At 39.9% G+C, this 20,868-nt stretch carries 26 protein-coding genes; 12 read left to right on the top strand and 14 right to left on the bottom strand.

Features of this window, described 5'->3' with window-relative positions; all coding sequences use genetic code 11:
• Positions 1-85: 85 nt before the first annotated feature.
• From AC6CH1_RS03695 to xerD, 4 genes are all read right to left on the bottom strand, one after another.
• Positions 86-1,858 (bottom strand): SulP family inorganic anion transporter, encoded by a 1,773-nt coding sequence (locus AC6CH1_RS03695; protein WP_498316346.1) that lies wholly within the window; start codon positions 1,856-1,858, stop codon positions 86-88.
• Positions 1,859-2,011: 153 nt separating this feature from the next.
• A complete protein-coding gene (locus AC6CH1_RS03690) occupies positions 2,012-3,316 on the bottom strand; it encodes a pyrimidine-nucleoside phosphorylase (RefSeq protein ID WP_251688987.1) in 1,305 nt (434 codons plus the stop codon).
• A gap of 14 nt (positions 3,317-3,330) precedes the next feature.
• A complete protein-coding gene (gene deoB / locus AC6CH1_RS03685) occupies positions 3,331-4,509 on the bottom strand; it encodes a phosphopentomutase (RefSeq protein WP_498316345.1) in 1,179 nt (392 codons plus the stop codon).
• Positions 4,510-4,650: 141 nt separating this feature from the next.
• The gene (xerD, locus tag AC6CH1_RS03680; protein ID WP_498316344.1) at positions 4,651-5,553 is read right to left on the bottom strand and encodes a site-specific tyrosine recombinase XerD; all 903 of its coding nucleotides are present in this window, start codon (positions 5,551-5,553) and stop codon (positions 4,651-4,653) included.
• Positions 5,554-5,786: 233 nt separating this feature from the next.
• On the opposite strand from xerD, the gene AC6CH1_RS03675 reads away from it, so the two are divergent.
• The 3 genes from AC6CH1_RS03675 to AC6CH1_RS03665 all read left to right on the top strand — a co-directional run bounded on the left by AC6CH1_RS03675 (position 5,787) and on the right by AC6CH1_RS03665 (position 7,974).
• A complete protein-coding gene (locus tag AC6CH1_RS03675) occupies positions 5,787-6,140 on the top strand; it encodes a MerR family transcriptional regulator (protein ID WP_251688993.1) in 354 nt (117 codons plus the stop codon).
• 36 nt (positions 6,141-6,176) lie between these two features.
• Positions 6,177-7,493 carry a hemolysin family protein gene (locus AC6CH1_RS03670; RefSeq protein WP_251688995.1) on the top strand — a complete coding sequence of 439 codons (1,317 nt, stop codon included), beginning with the start codon at positions 6,177-6,179 and terminating at the stop codon, positions 7,491-7,493.
• A 136-nt stretch (positions 7,494-7,629) separates the two neighbouring features.
• Entirely contained in the window at positions 7,630-7,974 is a 345-nt protein-coding gene (locus tag AC6CH1_RS03665; protein WP_251688997.1) for a YflT domain-containing protein, read from the top strand.
• A gap of 143 nt (positions 7,975-8,117) precedes the next feature.
• Here the strand turns inward: AC6CH1_RS03665 and fur are convergent, their stop codons facing one another.
• From fur to AC6CH1_RS03650, 3 genes are all read right to left on the bottom strand, one after another.
• Entirely contained in the window at positions 8,118-8,585 is a 468-nt protein-coding gene (gene fur / locus AC6CH1_RS03660; RefSeq protein ID WP_079525722.1) for a ferric iron uptake transcriptional regulator, read from the bottom strand.
• A gap of 64 nt (positions 8,586-8,649) precedes the next feature.
• A complete protein-coding gene (locus AC6CH1_RS03655) occupies positions 8,650-9,159 on the bottom strand; it encodes a hypothetical protein (protein ID WP_251688999.1) in 510 nt (169 codons plus the stop codon).
• Positions 9,160-9,217: 58 nt separating this feature from the next.
• The gene (locus tag AC6CH1_RS03650) at positions 9,218-9,769 is read right to left on the bottom strand and encodes an NUDIX domain-containing protein (RefSeq protein WP_427710714.1); all 552 of its coding nucleotides are present in this window, start codon (positions 9,767-9,769) and stop codon (positions 9,218-9,220) included.
• A gap of 87 nt (positions 9,770-9,856) precedes the next feature.
• Between AC6CH1_RS03650 and AC6CH1_RS03645 the strand changes: the two genes are divergently transcribed.
• Together AC6CH1_RS03645 and AC6CH1_RS03640 are read left to right on the top strand one after the other, a co-directional pair.
• A complete protein-coding gene (locus AC6CH1_RS03645; protein ID WP_498316343.1) occupies positions 9,857-10,747 on the top strand; it encodes an aldo/keto reductase in 891 nt (296 codons plus the stop codon).
• Positions 10,744-11,226, top strand: coding sequence for a VanZ family protein (locus AC6CH1_RS03640; RefSeq protein WP_427710718.1), 483 nt, complete (start codon positions 10,744-10,746; stop codon positions 11,224-11,226). The genes AC6CH1_RS03645 and AC6CH1_RS03640 overlap by 4 nt, the downstream gene beginning before the upstream one ends.
• Before the next feature lie 54 nt (positions 11,227-11,280).
• Here the strand turns inward: AC6CH1_RS03640 and AC6CH1_RS03635 are convergent, their stop codons facing one another.
• Both AC6CH1_RS03635 and AC6CH1_RS03630 read right to left on the bottom strand, forming a co-directional pair.
• On the bottom strand, positions 11,281-11,535 hold the full coding sequence (locus AC6CH1_RS03635) for a YqkE family protein (protein ID WP_008408065.1): 255 nt from the start codon (positions 11,533-11,535) through the stop codon (positions 11,281-11,283).
• Between the two features lie 21 nt (positions 11,536-11,556).
• Positions 11,557-12,735: an acetyl-CoA C-acetyltransferase gene (locus AC6CH1_RS03630; RefSeq protein ID WP_498316342.1), complete on the bottom strand. Its 1,179-nt coding sequence runs from the start codon at positions 12,733-12,735 to the stop codon at positions 11,557-11,559.
• A gap of 324 nt (positions 12,736-13,059) precedes the next feature.
• Here AC6CH1_RS03630 and AC6CH1_RS03625 point away from each other — a divergent pair, with 324 nt between their 5' ends.
• Complete coding sequence (locus AC6CH1_RS03625) at positions 13,060-14,013, top strand: alpha/beta hydrolase (protein WP_251689008.1); 954 nt, start codon at positions 13,060-13,062, stop codon at positions 14,011-14,013.
• A 105-nt stretch (positions 14,014-14,118) separates the two neighbouring features.
• On the opposite strand, the gene AC6CH1_RS03620 is transcribed toward AC6CH1_RS03625, so the two are convergent.
• Positions 14,119-14,589 carry an S-ribosylhomocysteine lyase gene (locus AC6CH1_RS03620; RefSeq protein WP_251689010.1) on the bottom strand — a complete coding sequence of 157 codons (471 nt, stop codon included), beginning with the start codon at positions 14,587-14,589 and terminating at the stop codon, positions 14,119-14,121.
• Positions 14,590-14,734: 145 nt separating this feature from the next.
• Entirely contained in the window at positions 14,735-14,956 is a 222-nt protein-coding gene (locus tag AC6CH1_RS03615) for a YneF family protein (RefSeq protein ID WP_008408061.1), read from the bottom strand.
• A 237-nt stretch (positions 14,957-15,193) separates the two neighbouring features.
• Here AC6CH1_RS03615 and AC6CH1_RS03610 point away from each other — a divergent pair, with 237 nt between their 5' ends.
• From AC6CH1_RS03610 to AC6CH1_RS03585, 6 genes are all read left to right on the top strand, one after another.
• Positions 15,194-15,547: a lmo0954 family membrane protein gene (locus AC6CH1_RS03610; protein ID WP_251689012.1), complete on the top strand. Its 354-nt coding sequence runs from the start codon at positions 15,194-15,196 to the stop codon at positions 15,545-15,547.
• Between the two features lie 12 nt (positions 15,548-15,559).
• Complete coding sequence (locus tag AC6CH1_RS03605; protein WP_251689014.1) at positions 15,560-16,186, top strand: PspA/IM30 family protein; 627 nt, start codon at positions 15,560-15,562, stop codon at positions 16,184-16,186.
• Positions 16,187-16,252: 66 nt separating this feature from the next.
• A complete protein-coding gene (gene liaF / locus AC6CH1_RS03600) occupies positions 16,253-16,927 on the top strand; it encodes a cell wall-active antibiotics response protein LiaF (protein ID WP_251689016.1) in 675 nt (224 codons plus the stop codon).
• The gene (locus AC6CH1_RS03595; protein WP_251689018.1) at positions 16,924-17,949 is read left to right on the top strand and encodes a sensor histidine kinase; all 1,026 of its coding nucleotides are present in this window, start codon (positions 16,924-16,926) and stop codon (positions 17,947-17,949) included. Before liaF ends, AC6CH1_RS03595 begins: the two co-directional genes overlap by 4 nt.
• A complete protein-coding gene (locus AC6CH1_RS03590; protein ID WP_251689019.1) occupies positions 17,942-18,571 on the top strand; it encodes a response regulator transcription factor in 630 nt (209 codons plus the stop codon). Before AC6CH1_RS03595 ends, AC6CH1_RS03590 begins: the two co-directional genes overlap by 8 nt.
• A gap of 12 nt (positions 18,572-18,583) precedes the next feature.
• Complete coding sequence (locus tag AC6CH1_RS03585; RefSeq protein WP_498316341.1) at positions 18,584-18,901, top strand: acyl-CoA dehydrogenase; 318 nt, start codon at positions 18,584-18,586, stop codon at positions 18,899-18,901.
• Between the two features lie 246 nt (positions 18,902-19,147).
• On the opposite strand, the gene AC6CH1_RS03580 is transcribed toward AC6CH1_RS03585, so the two are convergent.
• From AC6CH1_RS03580 to AC6CH1_RS03570, 3 genes are all read right to left on the bottom strand, one after another.
• Entirely contained in the window at positions 19,148-19,579 is a 432-nt protein-coding gene (locus AC6CH1_RS03580; RefSeq protein ID WP_498316340.1) for an iron ABC transporter substrate-binding protein, read from the bottom strand.
• A gap of 28 nt (positions 19,580-19,607) precedes the next feature.
• Positions 19,608-20,312 (bottom strand): tetratricopeptide repeat protein, encoded by a 705-nt coding sequence (locus AC6CH1_RS03575; RefSeq protein WP_251689024.1) that lies wholly within the window; start codon positions 20,310-20,312, stop codon positions 19,608-19,610.
• A gap of 119 nt (positions 20,313-20,431) precedes the next feature.
• On the bottom strand, positions 20,432-20,761 hold the full coding sequence (locus AC6CH1_RS03570) for a heme oxygenase (RefSeq protein ID WP_251689025.1): 330 nt from the start codon (positions 20,759-20,761) through the stop codon (positions 20,432-20,434).
• Positions 20,762-20,868 lie beyond the last annotated feature (107 nt).

Here is a 20,868-nt window from a genome sequence, read left to right as displayed (position 1 = left end):
TAACATGAAAAAAGAGACTGAACAGAAAGTTTTACCTTTCCATTCAGTCTCTTATTCTTTGTTCTTTTTTTTACTTTTATACATGTTATATTGTTGCTTCGGTCAATTTTTTCTGTGCCTGCACTTCATGCTCCGATAGTGGGATGCCATTTGCTAGCAATTGGCATTCTTTAAACGCATAGTGCGTGCATCCAATACATTTATTTAACTCGATATACTGGCATGCCGCTGATATTGCGTCACTTGTCGTATGATAAAAATGTTCCGCTTCCATTAAATCATATAACCCGCTTCGCTTTAGCATCTGCTCTAATCCCGGCTGAACATTTGTTACGAAAACTTTACCGCCATATGACTTTATATGTTGAAGGATATTGCGGAAATACTCTTCCCCTGTCGAATCGATATACGGTACCTTTCGCATTCGAAGGATAAACACTTTCGGACGTTCCTGTATTGTATTCAGCAGCGTCTGTTCAAACTTTTCAGCAGCACCGAAAAATAGAGGACCTTCTATTGTATAAATACTGATTTGTGGACAATCATGAAAATCCGATACAATCTGAGGCTGCAACTTTCCGTTCGCTCTCTCCATATTCGGCAGCACTTTGGAAACAGTCAGGCTATCGCTCATACTTTTCGCAAAAAGAATCACCGCTAAAATGAGTCCAGCCATTACAGCAACCGTTAAGCTCATAAATACAGTCAATAAAAATGTAATACATAGAACAAGCGAATCTCCGGATTTCAATTTTAGAATGTGTACGAAATGGTGACGTTCGCTCATATTCCATGCGACCATCATGAGTACAGGTGCTAAACTCGCAAGTGGAATATGTACCGCTAATGGCGCGAGCAATAATAACGTGATTAAAACGAAGATACCATGGATTACCCCTGACATTGGCGAAACAGCACCGGATTTAATATTAGTAGCCGTTCGTGCAATTGCACCAGTAGCAGGTATTCCTCCAAAAAACGGTGTCACAATATTGGCAACCCCTTGCCCGATCAGTTCCCGGTTACTGTTATGCTTGCTGTTCGTCATGCCGTCTGCAACAACCGCCGATAGCAGCGATTCAATTCCGCCTAGCATTGCAATGACAAACGCTGGCCCGATGAGCATGTATATACGTTCAAATGTTATTTCCGGTATGTGGAACTGAGGAAGTGTATTCGGTATTGCACCATATGTGGAGCCAATTGTCGCAACATTTCCTTGTAAAAAAAGCACCGTTACAACGGACGACACAAGAATTCCAATAAGGGCACCGGGCACTTTCGGTAAAACTTTCGGTGCCATAAGTATTAATGTGAAACTAATAATTGCAACGAGTAAACTATAAAAATTAACGCTTTCAATATTGGAAGCAATTTCAAGAACATTCATATGAAACTTCTCATGCTGCTCCATATTTGTTAACCCTAAAAAATTTCCGATTTGTCCGGTAAAAATAATGACGGCAATCCCTGCTGTAAAACCGACTGTAACGGGCCTCGGGATAAATTTAATCAGGGACCCCAGCCTGAAAATCCCCATCAGCAGCAGCATAACCCCCGCCATTAAACCTGCGATGAGCAAGTTTTCATACCCGTAAACGAGCACAACTCCAAGCAAAATCGGAACGAATGCACCTGTCGGACCGCCAATTTGGAATTTTGAACCTCCTAGTAAGGAAATTAAAATACCTGCGATGATTGCTGTGTAAATTCCGTATTCCGGTTTGACCCCTGAGGCAATGGCAAAACTCATCGCCAACGGTACAGCAATAATCCCGACAATCGTCCCAGATAATAAATCCTTTTTGAAATGGGCGAATGAATAGCCTTCAAATCTTCCAGACCACTTAACTTTCATATTATCCCTTCTTCTTATAAATATTCATAAAACAGAATTTTTATTACATTAAGCAGTAATACACTTCCTAGTGTAACATATTCTTAAAATATTTAAAGAACAAAAAAAGTCTTCCGCAATCCATTCTTGATTGCGGAAGACTCCTAATTATTATTATTGTGTAATAATTGCTTCGATTAATTTTGGTGATTCGACTTTTTCAGCAGAAATGTATACATGTGCATAAATCTTTTCTAATACTGCGTCGACATTTTCTGTATTAGCATGGATTGTCATTAGCGATTCGCCTACTTCGACTTGATCGCCTACTTTTTTATGAAGGACAAGCCCTACCGCTAAGTCAATTTCAGATTCCTTCGTTGCACGACCTGCACCAAGAAGCATTGCAGCTGTTCCGATATCATCCGCTTCAATTTTTGAGACATAGCCAGCCTGTTTTGCCGGTACATCAAATTTGAATTTCGCCTGAGGTAAACGAGATGGGTCATCAACGACTGAAGCATCTCCGCCTTGTGCAGCGATGAATTTTTTCAGTACTTCCAATGCTGCCCCGTTATCTACAACTTCCTCCAGCATTTTTCGAGCCTCTTCGATTGTTTTTGCTTTGCCGCCAACAACAACCATTTGAGATCCTAATGTATAGCAAAGTTCATTTAAATCAGCCGGACCTTTACCTTTTAATGTATCGATTGCTTCTTGAACTTCAAGAGCATTTCCGATTGCATATCCTAAAGGCTGACTCATATCCGAAATAATTGCCATTGTTTTACGGCCAACGTTATTTCCGATTTTCACCATCGCTTCAGCAAGTTTAATTGAATCTTCAATCGTTTTCATAAATGCGCCGTCACCTGTTTTAACATCAAGAACAATGGCATCTGCACCTGCAGCAATTTTCTTAGACATAATAGAGCCGGCAATTAGCGGAATGCTTGAAACTGTTCCTGTAACATCACGTAGCGCATATAGCTTTTTATCCGCTGGTGTTAAGTTGCCCGATTGACCGATAACAGCCATGCCGATTTCATTTACTTGTTTTGAAAACTCCTCACTTGTTAATTCAACGTGGAAACCTTCAATCGCTTCAAGCTTGTCAATCGTACCGCCTGTGTGCCCTAAACCACGACCACTCATTTTTGCTACCGGAACACCGACAGCTGCTACCATTGCAGCTAACGGCAATGTCGTTGTATCGCCAACTCCGCCTGTTGAGTGTTTGTCCACTTTTACGCCTGCAATTGAAGAAAGGTCAATCTGGTCACCTGATTCAACCATCGCCATTGTTAAATCCGCGCGTTCGCGATCTGTCATATCCTTAAAGTAAATTGCCATACATAACGCACTTGCCTGATAATCAGGGATTGTGCCATCTGTATATCCTTCTACAAAGAAACGAATTTCAGCTGTTGTCAATTCTTCGCCGTTACGTTTTTTTTCAATAATATCTACCATTCTCATGTGGAAAATCCCCCTTATTTCAGCTCTGATAAAAAGCTTTTTCCGAATTGCGGTGTTGCAATATTAAAATTATCTGCAATTGTTGCAGCAATATCCGCAAATGTCTCACGTAACTGCAATTCTGATCCTGCTGTAAAGCGCGGTGAGTAAACAATTAACGGTACGTATTCACGTGTATGGTCTGTACCTGGGAATGTCGGATCGTTCCCGTGGTCTGCCGTAATAATCAGCAAATCATCGTCTGATAACGCTTCCATAACTTCCGGTAAACGACGATCAAATTCTTCCAATGCTTGACCATAGCCAATCGGATCACGTCGGTGTCCAAAGTTTGCATCAAAGTCCACTAAGTTCAGGAAGCTGATACCATGGAAATCACGACGAACAACTTCCGCCATTTTGTCCATGCCATCCGTGTTGTCTTTCGTACGAATCGCTTCCGTTACCCCGTCACCATTAAAGATGTCCGAAATTTTACCGATCGCAATGACATCAAGATTTGCGTCCTTCATTTCAGCCATTGTCGTGCGTCCAAATGGCGTCAATGCATAATCATGACGGTTTGATGTGCGTGTAAAGTTACCTGGTTCGCCAACGAACGGACGGGCAATAACACGACCTACTAAAAATTCAGCATCCAATGTTAATTCACGTGCAATTTCACAAATTTTATAAAGTTCTTCTACTGGAATAACTTCTTCATGTGCTGCAATTTGCATAACCGGGTCTGCCGATGTATACACAATAATTGCACCTGTTTCCATATGTTCCGGACCATAATCGTCAATGACAGCGGTTCCACTGTAAGGTAAATTACAAAGTACTTTGCGGCCAGTTGCTTCTTCTAGCTTAGAAATCAGTTCTGCGGGAAAGCCTTCCGGGTATACTTTAAACGGAGTATCGATGTTCAGTCCCATGATCTCCCAGTGACCTGTCATTGTATCTTTACCAACAGATGCTTCTTGCATCATACCGTAAAATGCAGCAGGTTTTTCAGTTTTATTAATGCCTTGAAGTTCACGGATATTAGATAAACCCATTTTCTCCATATTCGGCATATTTAAGCCATTCATTTTTTCTGCGATATGTCCTAATGTATTTGAGCCAGCATCGCCAAATTTATCGGCATCCGGTGCTTCACCGATACCAACAGAATCCATTACAATTACATGTACTTTCTTAAACGGTTGCATAATGCTTTCAACTCCTCTTCTTCCATTCTATTTTACATAAAACGTCTAAACAAAGTAAAGGTCAGACATCCGATTTCAAAAGATTTATTTTTAATAGAAAAAAGTTAAGCACCCCATTAGTCTTACGCGATTATGCTGATTTTAAGCACGCGGATGGAATTGTTTATAAACTTCCGATAAACGAGTTTTACTTACATGTGTATAAATTTGTGTCGTTGAAATATCTGCATGTCCTAAAAGCTCCTGTACTGCACGCAAATCGGCACCATTTTCAATCAGATGTGTCGCAAAGGAATGGCGCAGAACATGCGGTGTAATTTCTTTGGAAATGCCAGCTTCTGCTGCATGTTCCTTAATGATTTTCCAGCAGCCTTGTCTCGTGAATCTTTTCCCTCTCTGCGTAATGAAAAACGCATCATTTTTAGGTGCATTGCCTAAAAGTTGAGGTCTCGCCTGCTCCAAATAATTTACACATGCAGAAATCGCACTTCTCCCAAGCGGTATAATACGTTCTTTTCCGCCTTTACCAAATACACGGACGAATCCCATTGTCATATGGACATCCTCCAAGTTCAGTTCAATCAGTTCACTTATACGCATTCCGGAACCGTACATCATTTCCAAAATGGCAATATCCCGAGTTCCCTGTGGTTTTTCGACAGATGGTGCTGTCAAAAGTGCATCAATTTCTTCTATTGATAATACTTTTGGTAAAGACAGTTCTTTTTTAGGCATTTCCAAATGAACGGTAGGATCTTGATTCGTCACTTTTTCCCTCAATAAAAACTGATGAAATGAACGGATCGATGAAATCTGTCTCGATATCGTCTTCGATGATTTTCCTACAGACCTTAAGCTGTCCAAATAAAGCAAAATATGTTCGCGCATAACTTTATCTAATTCCATGATCTGCTGCTCATGATGGATGTGACGGGCATATGCGACTAAATCACGCTTATAGGATTGTAATGTATTATCAGATAGCTGACGTTCGACTTTAATAAAATGTAGATAATCTTCTATTGAATCATTTAAAGCTTGCATATTAATCGCCCCTCTTGCATTCTATACATTTATATTACCATTTTCGTACAATTGAAGTGACGTTTTATCCTTCGTTCATTCATTTTTTCAATGCCGCTCAGCATCTCCATATGATAGCATCCCATTTACAAAACGTACTATATACGGTATTCTTGAAAGTAAAACGTGACAGATTGGGGTGATAATTTGGGATCGACAAACTAAAAATCGGAGAGCTTGCTGCAGCAACTGGCGTGACAAAACGAACTATTGATTATTATACGAATTTGGGCCTTCTAAAAGTTGAACGTTCGGCATCCAATTATCGCTACTATGATAAAGAGATGATTGAACGTATACACTGGATTGAAGAGCAAAAGAAGCTTGGCAAGTGCCTTGAAGAAATTCACCGCTCGCTTGGCCCTTCAAAAGATGAACCCGAAGAAATCGATGTTCAGGATATTCGATTGCAAATGCGCAAACTTGAACATGATGTAACGGTATTAATGGAACACTTAGATGACAAAGAGCGGCAGAAACTCCGCAAAAAAGTTTCGCCTGAAAGTGTTGCTCTCATGCAATCACTATTATTAATTTTAAATAACTAGGAGGTGAACGTTCTACTTCGTGAGTAGGACGCTCGTTTGACCACAATCATTAACTTAATTATTTTCTCGGTTTTAATCGCTTTTACGGCCTTTTTCGTTGCAACGGAATTTGCGATCGTAAAAGTACGTCAATCCCGTATTGACCAACTTGTAGCTGAAGGTAAAGCCGGTTCCATTTCAGCTAAAAATGTAACAACCCACCTTGATGAATATTTATCTGCCTGTCAATTAGGTATTACGGTAACAGCCCTGGGAATCGGGATGGTCGGTGAATCCACATTTGAGTTTATACTTCACCCGCTATTCGAATCTATGGGAATTGGCACAGAATATATTCATTGGTTTACATTAGGTGGCGCATTCTTTTTAGCGACTTTCTTCCACGTTGTAGTAGGTGAACTTGCACCTAAAACGATTGCTATTCAAAGAGCAGAAGCGATTACTCTGGCATTCGCGAAGCCTATTCAATTATTCTATAAACTTATGTTCCCGTTAATTTGGCTATTAAATGGTTCAGCACGTTTATTATTGAAATTGTTCGGGATGCGACCAGCGAGCGAACATGAACTCTCTCATACGGAAGAGGAATTGCGCCTGCTTCTATCCGAGAGCTATAAATCCGGTGAGATCAATGTCAACGAATTAAAATATGTAAACAATGTGTTTGAATTCGATGATAAAATCGCCCGCGAAATTATGGTTCCCCGTACAGATATTATCGGCTTTGATGTGACTGCAACGTTCGAAGAAGTTTTAACACAAGTTTCAGAGGAACGCTATACACGCTACCCGGTTTACGATGGGGACCGCGATAATATATTAGGTTTTTTAAATATTAAAGACTTTTTAACACTTGGCATGAATAACCGGATCGATCCGGCAACATTTAAATTGGAAGACTATATTAATCCGGTCGTTCGCACAATTGAAACAACACCAATTCAAAGTTTGCTTCAAATTATGCAGAAAAAGCGTATTCATATTGCGATCCTGCTTGATGAATACGGCGGAACGAGCGGTATGATTACCGTTGAAGATATTCTGGAAGAGCTTGTCGGTGAAATTCGCGATGAGTTTGACGATGATGAAGTTTCAGATATTCGTAAAATCGGTGAAGACCATTATTTAGTCTATTCAAAAGTATTGCTTGAAGATATTTCTAAATTGCTGTTTCTTGATATTGAAGATCCGAATGTTGATACAATCGGGGGCTGGTACTTCACAAACATGCCGGACCTGAATATTGAAGATACATTTATTTTTGAAAACTATGCGTTTAAAATCCATGAAATTGACGGCCATCAGCTGCAATTTTTAGAAATCAAAAAAATGCATGATCTTATAGAACAGTAGCCGTCTAAACAAGATAATTCTCATCTGTATGCACGTTCTCCTGAAAGCTGAATTACGACTGTATGAATCTCTTAACGTTTTAATTGTATGAGTTCGGGAATAACATAAGTATTCAAACAAAGGAGAGTGTATATATATGGCAATTATCAAATCAGTAGAAAACGGTGTGCAAGCAAAATCAGTAATCGAATCATTTATTACAGAGGGCTATGAACGCGATCATATTCATGTTTTCGCAAACAGCAATAAACGTGCGGAAGATATTGCTGACTTTTTCGATGTTGATGCGAGCAAAACTCCTGGAACAACAGAAAATGATAAAGGCTTCTTGGCATCAATTAAAAATTTCTTCCAAAGTACTCCGGAAGATCTTCACCATCAGCTTGCTGACATTGGTGTAGGCGAAAATGAACATGCAACTGCAAAGAATGATCTGGATGCAGGTAAGATCCTAATTGTTGCTCATCATCCGGGGAAATAAATAAAAATTGTAAAACTCTATTTCTCTCAACTGAGGGAAATAGAGTTTTTTTGTGCAATGCTCGCTAATAATTGCCCGGCAATAACAAAATAGGGCACAAAAAAAGAACAGCAAAATATGCTGTCCCTTTTTTTGATTATAGATTATGCATTGCTGTCTCCAGAGTTGTCATTATTATCATGACAACGCCAGCAGATGCCATGGAATGTAAGACGGTGATCTTTGATTATAAAGTTCCAACGTTTCTCCACAATTTCTTCTACATCTTCTAGTAAATCTTCTTGAATTTCATCTACTGCGCCACATTCGATACAAACTAGATGATGATGGAAATGCTTTGCGCCCTCTTGACGTAAATCATAACGGGACACCCCATCACCAAAATTTATTTTATCGACAATTTTCAGCTCTGTTAAAAGCTCCAATGTACGGTATACAGTAGCTAGTCCAATCTCTGGTGCCTTTTCTTTTACTAATAAGTAAACATCCTCAGCACTTAAATGATCTTCCTCATGCTCCAGTAAAACCGCTACTGTTGCTTCTCGCTGTGGCGTCAGCTTATAGCTCGCACTATGCAGTTGCTTTTTAATTCGATCAATACGGCTCTCCATATGTGACGCCCTCCTAAACTCTTTTCATTATACCAAATGAGTAAATCTCATTACAAGACAATGATTATTTAAATAAATAAGTAATTGCTAAATTTTCGACTGCAAAAACAATTATCATCACGACTATCAGGAACATAATCTTTTTCCATGGCATCACCGTTTTCAAGGCTCGTCTACTCGTAGTTTTAGTAGTTATTTGATAGAGCATAATTAATAATACACAATATATTAACTGAAATGGAAACCACCAAAATGCATAGAGTTTAATAGATTCATGCTGTACTAGTAAATAAACCGAGCTAAAGCCTAAAAACGTTACTTTTATTGCAATAAAAATAAGGCCTATACGCGGCAAATATTTATGTGTCGAAAAGAATAATACAATACTTAAGGCAACTATGAAAGGAACTACACTCCAAAGCAATTCTGGTTTTTCCATTTGGAGCAGTCTACGATCACTATATTTAATAATTTGCTGCACTTGTCCAATATCGAATAACTGATAACAAACTACACCACAAATGAAACATACGACGATCATCGAAGTATATTGAATATATAGATATTTACGCATTTGGACGCCTCCTTGTCCATACAACTTATGCACATAAATTGTCCTTATGCGTAAACAATTATTGATTTAATTTCATTTTAATTTTCAGCCATAAAATCGCAAAAGCCGTTTTGGCATCGTAAATACGGCCGTCCGCAACCATCGCTTCTGCTTCTTCCAGTGATACTTCCATTAACTCCACAAATTCATCTTCGTCTAATTCAGCAGGAATGTCTAATTTTTTTAACTTTTCTGCTACGTAAATATGAATAATTTCATCCGCAAAACCCGGTGAAGTAGCGAAAGCCTGAATAAATTCGAAATGATCAGACGTATACCCTGTCTCTTCCTCCAATTCGCGGCGGGCCGTTACAATTGGCTCCTCCCCTTTTTCCAGCTTACCGGCAGGGATTTCTATAATGGAACGTTCAAGAGCTTTACGGTACTGCTCAACAAGTAAAATTTTATTGTTGTCTGTGATGGCAATTACTGCAACTGCTCCTGGATGATTAATAATTTCACGTTTCCCTGTTTCACCATTCGGTAGCGATACATCGTCTACTTTTAATGAAATAACCTTCCCTGAATAGATGGGTTGGGATTGAATTGTTTTCTCTTCAAATTTTTTCATGACCATGCCTCCACTTGTTCTCTTGCTTATATTCATTGTACCATTAGTAAGAGCTTTTCTAAAATATTGAACCAGGGAGGAATTCACATGAAAAAACGACAATTAGGTACAAGCAATCTTCATATTTCTGAAATTAGTTTAGGCTGTATGTCATTACCTCCAAATCCAGCAGAAGCAGAAGAGGTCATTCATGCGGCAATTGACGCGGGCATTAATTATTATGATACCGCCGATCTGTATAATCAGGGAGACAACGAAAAGGTTGTTGGCGCGGCACTGAAGCAACACCGCAACAATATTTACCTGGCATCTAAAGTCGGGAATCGTTGGGAAGAAGGAAAAGAAGGTTGGAGCTGGGATACATCCGCAAATTATATTAATAAGGCGGTACGTGACAGCCTGCAACGACTACAGACAGATTACTTGGATCTTTACCAGTTACATGGCGGTACGACCGAAGATAATTGGGGGGAAATTACCGACACATTTGAAAGTTTGAAAAAAGAAGGACTTATCCGCGAATATGGCATTTCCTCCATCCGACCGAATGTTTTCATGCCATATTTACAAAACAGTAATGCAATCAGCAATATGATGCAGTTTAATATTTTTGATGAACGGGCAAGCGAATTTTTTGAACCGATTCAACAGACAGGAGCTTCTATCGTAACACGCGGATCGATTGCAAAAGGTTTGCTGACGAATGAATGGCGCACACGCTTAAAGTCCTTTATGAGCTATGATGAAGCGGCAGCAAAAGATGTGCTGCAAAAAATTGAACAGCAATTCGGTGATGTTCATGCAACTGCCCTCGCTTTCAATTTACAATACCCAGCGGTTGCTTCAACTGTTATTGGGGCGCGTACAGTTGCGCAACTGCAGCAAAATCTGGATGCTTACGAAAAAGCGCAATCAATACAAAATATTTCAGAGATCGACAGCTGGACAAAAACCGACCGTTACACTGAGCATAGATGAAAAAATGGATTGTTCTCGTCATCATCGGGATAATCGTTGTGATGGTAATGTCCAATATGAGCTATGAACAGCAAACGATTGTTCCGGCGTTAAAAGATCTATTAAAAGACAAACCTTTTGAAGCATGGTTAAGTCAGTTTGAAATTCCTTATTGGGGAAAAATTATATCGGTCGAAACACGAGGCTATTTTCAATTTCTTGAGTTTCTTATCCGGAAAGCAACTCATTTCTTCGGATACGGTTTATTAGCGGTTATATTCTATACTTTATACCGAAAACTGAAATGGCACTTCCCAATAGTTCTTGCCTTTGTTACAGCCATAATAATCGCAAGCCTTGATGAATACCGCCAAAGTATGATACCAGGTCGCAGCGGCCTCGTAGAAGATGTCGTGCTTGATGCATGTGGTGCGTTCACATTGTTAGTGGTTGCAAAACTTATTATTGTTGTATTTAAAAAAGATAGCACACAAAAATAGTGTGCTATCTTTTCATATTTATTAAGCTTCTTTATAATCCGTTTTGGATTACTGTTAAAATTTCGAACCTTTGTCGCCGTATTGATTTAACAGTTCTTCAAAGCTCATATTTTTTTCTCGTTGTTTGCGTTCGAATGCTGCTTTCGCCAGACGCTCTTCTTCTTTCGCCTTTTCGTCTGCCACCATTTCCTGCTTCGCTGCCTTTAGCTTGGCCAATACATCGCCGCCTAACTGATCGGCCAATGTTGCTGCCTTATCTTTTGGAAGCTCAAATTCATTCGTCGTTCTTTGCTGTTTCTTTTTTGCCATCATTCTCACCTACAATTAATTTTAGCGTTGTACAATTGTTGCAACACCTTGCCCGCCACCAATACATAATGTTGCAAGACCTAATTTTGCATCCTGTTTTTGCATTTCATGTAACAATGTTACCAAAATGCGTGTACCGCTTGCCCCGATTGGGTGACCAAGTGCAATTGCCCCGCCATTTACATTTAGTTTATCATGATTGAACGCCAATTCGCGATCAACTGCAATCGCCTGAGCAGCAAATGCTTCATTCGCTTCAATTAAATCCATGTCATCCAATGTTACATTCGCTTTCGCCAAGGCTTTTTTCACTGCAGTTACCGGTCCGATACCCATTACAGATGGATCAACCCCTGCGCTGGCATTTGCGACGATTGTAGCAAGTGGTGTAAGGCCTAATTCAAAAGCACGCTGCTTTGACATAACGACAACTGCTGCAGCTCCGTCATTAATACCCGAAGCATTTCCAGCAGTAACCGAACCATCTTTCTTGAAAGCAGGACGTAATCCATTTAATTTCTCTGCTGTTGTTCCATGTTTTACATATTCATCTTGTGAAAAAATAACCGGCTCCCCTTTACGTTGAGGAATTTCTACAGGGACAATTTCTTCAGCGAATTTATTTGCGGAAATTGCTTCCGATGCACGGGCTTGAGAACGTGCTGCAAATTCATCCTGTTCCTGACGAGAAATGTCATATTGATCACATAGGTTTTCTGCAGTTACCCCCATATGGTAATCATTAAATGCGCACCATAAGCCATCCTGAATTAATGTATCGATAATCTTTTGATCTCCCATGCGGAAACCTTCTCTTGCATTTCGCATAATATAAGGTGCTTGACTCATATTTTCAAAGCCTCCAGCGACAACAACTTCCGCATCCCCGGCAATGATTGCCTGTACTGCTAAATGAACGGCCTTTAGGCCTGAACCACATACTTTATTAATTGTCATCGCTGGAACTGTGTATGGTAAACCAGCTTGTATACTTGCCTGTCTTGCCGGGTTTTGACCTAAACCTGCTGCAAGAACATTCCCCATAATAACTTCATCAACTGTTGATGGATCTAATTGAACACGATTCAAGGCTTCTTTTATTACGATACTCCCTAAAGTCGGAGCCGAAATATCTTTTAATGCTCCCTGAAAAGCACCAATTGGCGTACGTACTGCACTTACTATTACAACTTCTGTCATGAATATATCCCCCTTTATTGTGAATGGTCCCTTTGTGAGCAAATATAATCAATTACGCCTTGGCGTAATTGCGTCAGGATTCGGCTTTAGGTCCACACGATGTGGGTCAGTCATTGTCGCACGATGCTACGTTATTTGGCTGACTTCATTTTTAGAACTCATTGCCGAATCTTTGTCATCCGCTGAAATTAATTACTTGCTTACAAAGATTTTATCAAATATTTCGCATTTTTCACACAAAAGTTTCCAATAATAAATAGATACATATTAGTTGATTTATCCCAAAAATTCATCGAATATTAAATTAATTAAGGAGTGATTTTCATGAAAAAACGTACCCTGTTTTTATCTGGCAGTATTGTAACAACCCTGCTGGCAGCTGCTACAACGATCACTGGTGTCGTGATGACAAATCACATTATGTATATAAAGAAAAAGGACGATGCTTTCATCCGCGAGCGCGAAATTGCGGCAAAACGCTTTGATGAAGCATGGTATGAAGGCTGTCCGAAAGAAATTTTATTGATCGATTCTCCAAATGGCTATAAAATAAGCGGCATCTATTTAAAACCTTTGGAAACGAAAAATACAGTCATCATCTGTCATGGCGTCACTGAAAATAAAATTAACTCGATGCGCTATGCCCGAATGTTTGAACGGCTTGGTTTTAATGCATTTGTATACGATCACCGCCGTCACGGAGAATCCCAAGGGAAAACAACAAGCTATGGCCATTATGAAAAATACGATTTACAGGCAGTAGTTGAGACAATCCGAAATATGACCGGGGAAGATGCCCTGCTCGGTATTCACGGGGAATCAATGGGCGCGGCAACGACACTGCTCTATGCAGGAACGTTAGCAGATAATGCGGATTTCTATGTTTCCGACTGTGCTTTCTCGAATTTCCCCGAGCTATTGAAACAAATTTTTGAAAGTGTTGTACCGATTGATTCGAAATATACACTTCCTTTCGCCGACTTTTTCATGCGAATCCGCGATGGCTATTCCGTAAAAGAAGTGATGCCGATTGATGCTGTAAAACAAATTCAAAAGCCCGTCCTCTTTATTCACAGTACACCGGATGATTTCATTCCTTCCTCAATGACCGAAGAACTGTACGAACAAAAACCGGAACCTAAAATGCTGAAACTGTTTGAAAAAGGAGAGCATGCGAAATCATTCAACGATAACCAGGGTGACTATGAGCAAACGGTAGCCAAGTTCCTGCATGATTATGTACCGGCATACCGCAATATAACGGATTCTTTAATATAAAAGAAATACGCACTTTCTGTTCATTTCATTGAACAGGAAGTGCTTTTTGGTTTGATGTCGGGAATAAAAATGCCCCCAATTTAATGGGGGCACTGCACATTCTTATTAATCATTAAAAACGATATGCCATTCACCGCGTTTGGCTAAGAATTCTTTTGCCAACTGTTGCGCGCCTTCTAAACTGTGACTTGCCGCCCAACCGCATTGAACTTCATTGCAGGCAGGAACAGAAGTCGCCGCCAACACATCCTGAACGGTCTTTTCTAAAATCCCCAGCACACCTTCGTAGTCATCATAGTTCATAAAGGAGACATAAAAGCCTGTTTGACAGCCCATTGGCGAGATATCGACAACCGCGTCACTATGATTGCGAATACGGTCTGCCATTAAATGTTCCAGTGAATGAAGTGCCGGCATTTCCATATGCTCTTTATTCGGCTGCTTAAAGCGGATATCGTATTTCGTCACGACATCGCCCTTCGCCCCTTCTTTTGTACCCGCTAAACGTACATACGGTGCGACCACTATTGTATGGTCTAAATCAAAGCTCTCTACATTCGTTTTCTCTGTTGCCATTTTTTCGTCCCTCCAATACTTACAATCTATATAAGGATAGACTAGATTATTGTTCTTTTCAACGAAATATTCTGAATTTTGTTTTACAGAAAATAAAAACTACCTTCTTCACTCAATAGAATGCAAAAGGTAGTCCAACTTTTTATTATTTATCTTGGAATTTGTTCATTTGTGCCATCATTTGACGCACTTGTTTTTCAGACGGTTTACGTCCCATTTGTGCCATCATCACGCGAATCATTTGTTCATTAATTGGCGGGTTTTCTTTTAAATACTTCATCATATATTGACGAGCTGCGTAGAACCCAATTGCCACGCCCCCGATAAGAGCTACGACGATAAGTGTAATTCCTAACCATAAAGCCATTTTGTCCAACCTCCTCCACTACTTATGTACCGAGAAAAACTCTCCATCAAGCATTATACAATAAAAGTTATTACGTTTCTATATATTTTAACTTCTCCTGACAGAAGTTAAGCCATACAAATAGCTGTCTGAGTCCATCTCAGCCTTGAGACCTAGATGAAAATACAGTAACAGGTCGTTATCGGATTTTTAAATCCACTGTAACATGAACATATCAACGACAAGGAGGAACACATAATGAAAAAGTTTTTCTTATATTCAGCGGCTTTTATCACAGCGATCATCGCACTTTGCCTGCTCGCACCAGTAGCCGGCTTATTAATCTCAGGAGCGCTTCTGGCAGCAGGTCTTCACTATTACACAGAAAGTAAATCTACTTTCGGAAAAGTCATGAGCCTGGTTGTCGCTTTAGCCGGTTTAGTAAGTGCCTTATCAAACATCCCAGGCTTTATCGGTTTAGCTGCAATCGGTGGATTGTTTTATCTATACAAAGCACGTAAAAATGAAAAGCTTGAATTTTTACCAGGCAAAAAAGAGGAAGAAGATCCATTTACAAACTTTGAACGTGAATGGGCAAATTTAAACAAATAGGAGCGATGGACAATGAGAAATTTATTGACAAAATTTAAATATTCAATACAGGCGGATTTACATGATATGTTTGACAAAAAGGTCGATAAAAACCCGATTAAAATGCTGAACCACTATATTCGTGAAGCAGAAAAACAAACGGAAGAAACAGGAAAATTACTTGCACGTCAGGCACAGCTGAAAAAAGAGCTGGAACTGCAGCTTTCACAAACAATCGAAATGCTTGAGAAGCGTGAAAAACAGCTTTTATTGGCTCAGTCAACTGAAGAGTCTGAACTGATTGCGTTTGCACAGGAAGAAGTAACGGCTTACACTGCCAGAAAGCATGCCCTTCTTTCAAGCATTGATGCTGCGAATACTGAATACTTTGCACTGGAACGCAAATTCGAAACGATGAAACATAAAATCAAAGACATGAAAGTGCGCCAACTACAGCTGATGGGCAAAGAAAATGTCGTGCGTGCCAACCACCAGATGGATAAAGTTCTCACTTCGGACAATGCCGGTAATTTCGATGAACTATCAACTTATATTGATGAATTATCTCAAAATATTGAGCGTAAATATGAAGTAACCTCTTTTGAAGCTCGATTGGCACAGCTTGAAAAAGAACAAAAGCTCATAGAACAACCAAAATAATGATATAATGCGTAAAGGAGAAGGCATCGTGCTTTCTCCATTTTGCACGTTATAGGGGGAGGCACTATGCCGAAAATTACATCTGATCAGCTTGCAATTATCACGATTAGTATGGCACTTGTCGTATTGATCGAATTGACACTTTTCAATAACGGCACCGTGTTTTTACTGATTTTAGGTGCACTGTTTCTCTTTTTCAGCTTTAAAAAGAAGAAACGTTACTTATTATGGACGGGACTCGTTCTATTATTCTTTGCTATTATTAATATTTGGACACTGCGCCTATTAATCATTGGTGTTCTTGTCTTTCTTTTATACCAATACTTAACGAAAAAAGAGCAAGTGATGGAAATCAAAAGCCACTTTGCCAATACATCAAATCAAAATCAGTTGATCGGAACAACTAGTGCTCCGACAGAAAGCTATCATTGGAAAGATGTTCATATTCAACGCTTTATCGGCGATATTACAATCGATACGACCGAAACTATTTTACCAAACGGGAAATCGATTATTGTTATCCATCAATCTTTAGGTAAAGTACGGGTTATTGTACCTTATGAAGTGACGATTCAGCTCCATTACTCCACTATATACGGAGAAGCAGCATACCTGCACTATGCGCCAAAGCAGTGTATTAATGAACAGCTCCATTTTGAGGATGGAGAAATGGATGCAAAACGTGTCCTAGTACTTTATGTGACATCTTGGATTGGCGATGTGGAGGTGCAGCGCGGATGATTGCATTTATAATACGATTTTTTATATTGATGATGGTTTTTGCGACATTTGCTCTGAATATTTTTGTTTTCCTGCTCGGTCAGCCCCAGGAAGAGACTTGGCGTTTTTTATGGGAAAGCGATGAGTATTCAATACCGATTGTCGCTGTTATCGCCATTACCGCAACAACGACCAGCTTCTTTATTTCTTTATGGATATCGATATCATTAAAAATAAAAGAAAATCAGATGACCCGCATCGTGAAAAAAGTAGCAGAGCCAGATTTTGCACAAAAATTCAAGAAAGCAAATGGTTCCTTAAAAAAGGCCTTGCGCGAAACGAACGAATTAATTGAAACACAGCGGACATCTTTACAGCGACTTTCCAATGAAAAGGTGGAAACAAATGACGCCATCGTCCAGGAGCGGCTTCTCGCAGAACGTCAGCGTCTTGCACGGGAACTGCATGATTCTGTTTCCCAGCAGCTGTTTGCGGCATCCATGCTTCTCTCCGCGCTTACAGAACAGCGTCAAGATGATCTTGCACAAAAGCAGCTGGGGCAGGTGGAAAAAATCGTCCAGCAGGCACAGCTCGAAATGCGCGCCCTTCTCCTTCACTTGCGTCCTGTTGCTTTGCATAATAAAAGCTTGGCAGAAGGTTTAGAAGATCTAATTGTAGAATTACAGGAAAAAGTGTATTTCAATATTGATTACCAGATCGAGGAAATCGGATTATCGAAAGCGGAGGAAGATCATTTATTCCGTATTGCCCAAGAAGCTTTATCAAATACTTTACGGCATGCAAAAGCAACAGAAGTCGAGCTGTTATTAATCGCACGTGATCAGCTTGCGATTTTGCGCATTCAGGATAATGGCCTTGGCTTTAATTTGGAGGGAGATAAAACGACTTCGTACGGGCTGCGCAATATTGCTGAACGCGCTGTCGAAATTGGCTGTACGTATAAGATTGTCTCTGTACCGGATGAAGGAACAATTGTCGAAGTGAAAGTTCCGCTTAAAAAGGAGGAACAAATGAATGATTAAAGTTGTCATAGTAGATGATCACGAAATGGTTCGAATCGGTGTTGCTGCCTATTTATCGGCACAACCCGATATCGAAGTCATCGGCGAAGCAACAAACGGCGAGGAAGCGATTGAAACAGTGCTTTCGCTAAAGCCGGATATTGTGCTGATGGATAATGTGATGCCGATAAAAACGGGTGCTGAAGCGACTGCCGAAATTCTGGCACAATGGCCGCAAGCAAAAGTTATGATTGTCACGAGCTTTATCGATGACGATAAATTATACCCGGCACTTGAAGCAGGGGCTGTCAGCTATATACTGAAAACGAGCAATGCCAAACAAATTGCTGACGCGATCCGGAAAACGATGGCCGGGGAAACCGTTCTGGAGCCGGAAGCAACGACACGGGTAATGGCACGTATGCGCGGTACCGCCCCTGCCCTGCATAACCATTTAACAGACCGGGAAATGGAAGTACTGTTATGTATGGCTCGCGGCCTTGCCAATCAGGAGATCGCGGAAGAGCTGTTTATCGCATTAAAAACAGTGAAAACCCATGTCAGCAACATTTTAAGTAAACTTGAAGTGCAGGACCGCACACAGGCTGTCGTCTATGCATTTCAAAATGGCTTAGTAAAGTAAGGAGAATTATTCATGACATTTACGTACGAAAACTTCGCAAAAGACGGGACACTCACATTACTGGATCCCCTGTTCACCCTATTGCTGATTTTCTCAGCTTTGTTCATCATCGTGCTGCTGCGCTTTGCGATCAATCCTAAGATCATGCTATTTATTGGCGCGCTGATTATTTTATTAAGTGCACAATTGCAGTCGATTACAGGAATTTTGGCAGATGAATTGAATTTATCCAGCTCCTCGAAAAACTTTTACATTTTTATAGCGATCGTTGTGATTTGGGTTGCGTTAATCGTGTTTGCGTTTGTGAAGGAGAAAAAGAAGAAAAAGTAAGGAATGTGAATAGCTGAGGCTGTCCTGAAAGTTTGTAGATAACTTTGGGATGGCTTTTTTTGGGGTTGGGGTTGTTATGGAGTATGTCCGGCTTTGATTTATTAGAACTTTTTTCGGTTTATTAGAAAATCTAAGGGACTTTTTAAAACTTCCGGCAAGAATATTAGAACTTTTCCGCCCTGCAGCCACTCCCTCCCACAAAAAAAGCCCACGCCCCGCTTCCCTCAAAGCGTTCGTGAGCCCATATTATTTCATGTCATTCAATATAATAAACAGTGATTTTTTCGCGTCGAGCAATTGTACATGTGCCTGCCCTTGCTGTTCTGCGCTTTCCGCTTCATAAAAAGCTGCCAGTGCTTCTTCAATTTGTTTATAAGAATCAAATAGGTTCGCATCATCCACTTTTTTATTGCCGAAAATATCAATGAACATGCTTAGCTGATATTGAAAGTTTTTATCGTACATCGTCAGCACATGCTTATTGTCATCGATCTGCACTTCATCGTTCAAAATATATGTTTGGAAATCAACTAAATCCGTATACGCTTTTTCCAGCTCTACCGCATATTGACCCTCTTTGTCTTTCCCTTTATTCCAGTCCAGAATCTGAATAAAAATGAGTAAAAATAGAATAATCGTTAAGTATATCGAAATACCTTTCCAAGATAAAAACTTCATGCTTTTTCCTCCATTTAACGGTGCTTCATTAATTGAAAAGATATTCTTTCAAATTTTCCAATGTTGAATCGATGCCTGAACGCAGTGATACTTGATCTTCGCGGCTCGTCTCGATTGCTTTCTCAATTGCAATTAAAGCATTTTCCAAAAACGGCTCGGCATTTAAATCTTTGTACAACTGTGTTAAAACGAGCGCCTTATTCCAGTACCATCTTGAGTTATCCGAATCCATGTCGATCGCCCGCTCAATATAGACCATCACATCAAACGGAGACCAGTTAAAGCGGTTCATCGTCTGCCCTGCAATCCCGTAATACAATGCCTTATTTGGATGATGCTTCACCGCTTCCATAAAGCAGTGCACACTTTCATCATAATGATGCGACATTAAAAAAAGGTGTCCCTGTACATAAAACGACTGTGCTTTCCGTTCAGCATCCGCTGTCCGTGCATCATGTTCAAGCTGTTTCACTTTTTCCGAAAACTGTTGTTCATCTTTGATCGCCCGTAGTTGTTCAACTTCATCATTTTCCGGATAGCTTTCATTAGCACGTTCGACACTCTGCGAAATTTGTTCTGTCGGCTTCGGGAATTTTTCATACTCATATTTTTCAAAGATCTTTAGGAATTGCGTTGCCTGTTCTTCATTTTCTCCGCCCTGTAATTGGCGTTTCGCTTCTTCATAGCATTTTAAAAACTGTCCATCATAAAAATACTGCACCATGTTCGACATTAAAAACACCTTTCTGTTTTTCATTCACAATTTATTAAAGCATAACCTATATGTATTTCAACCAATAGTATGTATAGCATAAAGGTGCCCTAACGAATACATTAGGACACCCCTTAACACTATTTTGAGATTGTGCCTGCTACTTCGGCGATTACGATTTCTGAACCTAGCATTGGAGATTCGCCTTGGTGGCCTCCGCCTTCACCTTGAGATGGACGTTTGTGTGATTGTTTGAATGCATCACTTTCACGCCATACTGCAAAGCTTTCTTTTGAATCCCAGTACATCACAACGCTCATTTCGTCATATTCCTCAAATTGTGTAGAAACTAGTACTTCCACTTTTTGGAAACCTTCGAATTCTTGTAATGGTCCTGGTTGTACAAATTGTGGGGCCATTTTTTCGGCAAAACCTTTTTTTACTTTGATACGGTTTGTTACTGTTATCATAATTACCAACTCCTATAATTTAGCATAAACTGCCTATATATTTATTTAATCACTTTCAGAACTGTTGCGCAATAATTCACGCTATAATAAGGAAAATGAAATATTAA

This window comes from Solibacillus sp. GQ1 (genome assembly GCF_059758555.1).
The sequence above is the reverse complement of the archived record's forward strand: the minus strand, read 5'-3'. Positions and strand labels throughout refer to the sequence as shown.

Coding starts and splice junctions, on each gene's coding strand:
- AC6CH1_RS03690 (WP_251688987.1), bottom strand. CDS start 3,316: ATGAGAATGGTAGATATTATTGAAAAAAAACGTAACGGCGAAGAATTG.
- AC6CH1_RS03620 (WP_251689010.1), bottom strand. CDS start 14,589: ATGGCAACAGAGAAAACGAATGTAGAGAGCTTTGATTTAGACCATACA.
- AC6CH1_RS03635 (WP_008408065.1), bottom strand. CDS start 11,535: ATGGCAAAAAAGAAACAGCAAAGAACGACGAATGAATTTGAGCTTCCA.
- AC6CH1_RS03640 (WP_427710718.1), top strand. CDS start 10,744: ATGAAAAAATGGATTGTTCTCGTCATCATCGGGATAATCGTTGTGATG.
- AC6CH1_RS03590 (WP_251689019.1), top strand. CDS start 17,942: ATGATTAAAGTTGTCATAGTAGATGATCACGAAATGGTTCGAATCGGT.
- AC6CH1_RS03665 (WP_251688997.1), top strand. CDS start 7,630: ATGGCAATTATCAAATCAGTAGAAAACGGTGTGCAAGCAAAATCAGTA.
- fur (WP_079525722.1), bottom strand. CDS start 8,585: ATGGAGAGCCGTATTGATCGAATTAAAAAGCAACTGCATAGTGCGAGC.
- AC6CH1_RS03585 (WP_498316341.1), top strand. CDS start 18,584: ATGACATTTACGTACGAAAACTTCGCAAAAGACGGGACACTCACATTA.
- liaF (WP_251689016.1), top strand. CDS start 16,253: ATGCCGAAAATTACATCTGATCAGCTTGCAATTATCACGATTAGTATG.
- xerD (WP_498316344.1), bottom strand. CDS start 5,553: ATGCAAGCTTTAAATGATTCAATAGAAGATTATCTACATTTTATTAAA.
- AC6CH1_RS03580 (WP_498316340.1), bottom strand. CDS start 19,579: ATGAAGTTTTTATCTTGGAAAGGTATTTCGATATACTTAACGATTATT.
- AC6CH1_RS03650 (WP_427710714.1), bottom strand. CDS start 9,769: ATGAAAAAATTTGAAGAGAAAACAATTCAATCCCAACCCATCTATTCA.
- AC6CH1_RS03595 (WP_251689018.1), top strand. CDS start 16,924: ATGATTGCATTTATAATACGATTTTTTATATTGATGATGGTTTTTGCG.
- AC6CH1_RS03575 (WP_251689024.1), bottom strand. CDS start 20,312: ATGTCGAACATGGTGCAGTATTTTTATGATGGACAGTTTTTAAAATGC.
- AC6CH1_RS03695 (WP_498316346.1), bottom strand. CDS start 1,858: ATGAAAGTTAAGTGGTCTGGAAGATTTGAAGGCTATTCATTCGCCCAT.
- deoB (WP_498316345.1), bottom strand. CDS start 4,509: ATGCAACCGTTTAAGAAAGTACATGTAATTGTAATGGATTCTGTTGGT.
- AC6CH1_RS03570 (WP_251689025.1), bottom strand. CDS start 20,761: ATGATAACAGTAACAAACCGTATCAAAGTAAAAAAAGGTTTTGCCGAA.
- AC6CH1_RS03630 (WP_498316342.1), bottom strand. CDS start 12,735: ATGACAGAAGTTGTAATAGTAAGTGCAGTACGTACGCCAATTGGTGCT.
- AC6CH1_RS03655 (WP_251688999.1), bottom strand. CDS start 9,159: ATGCGTAAATATCTATATATTCAATATACTTCGATGATCGTCGTATGT.
- AC6CH1_RS03625 (WP_251689008.1), top strand. CDS start 13,060: ATGAAAAAACGTACCCTGTTTTTATCTGGCAGTATTGTAACAACCCTG.
- AC6CH1_RS03610 (WP_251689012.1), top strand. CDS start 15,194: ATGAAAAAGTTTTTCTTATATTCAGCGGCTTTTATCACAGCGATCATC.
- AC6CH1_RS03605 (WP_251689014.1), top strand. CDS start 15,560: ATGAGAAATTTATTGACAAAATTTAAATATTCAATACAGGCGGATTTA.
- AC6CH1_RS03645 (WP_498316343.1), top strand. CDS start 9,857: ATGAAAAAACGACAATTAGGTACAAGCAATCTTCATATTTCTGAAATT.
- AC6CH1_RS03615 (WP_008408061.1), bottom strand. CDS start 14,956: ATGGCTTTATGGTTAGGAATTACACTTATCGTCGTAGCTCTTATCGGG.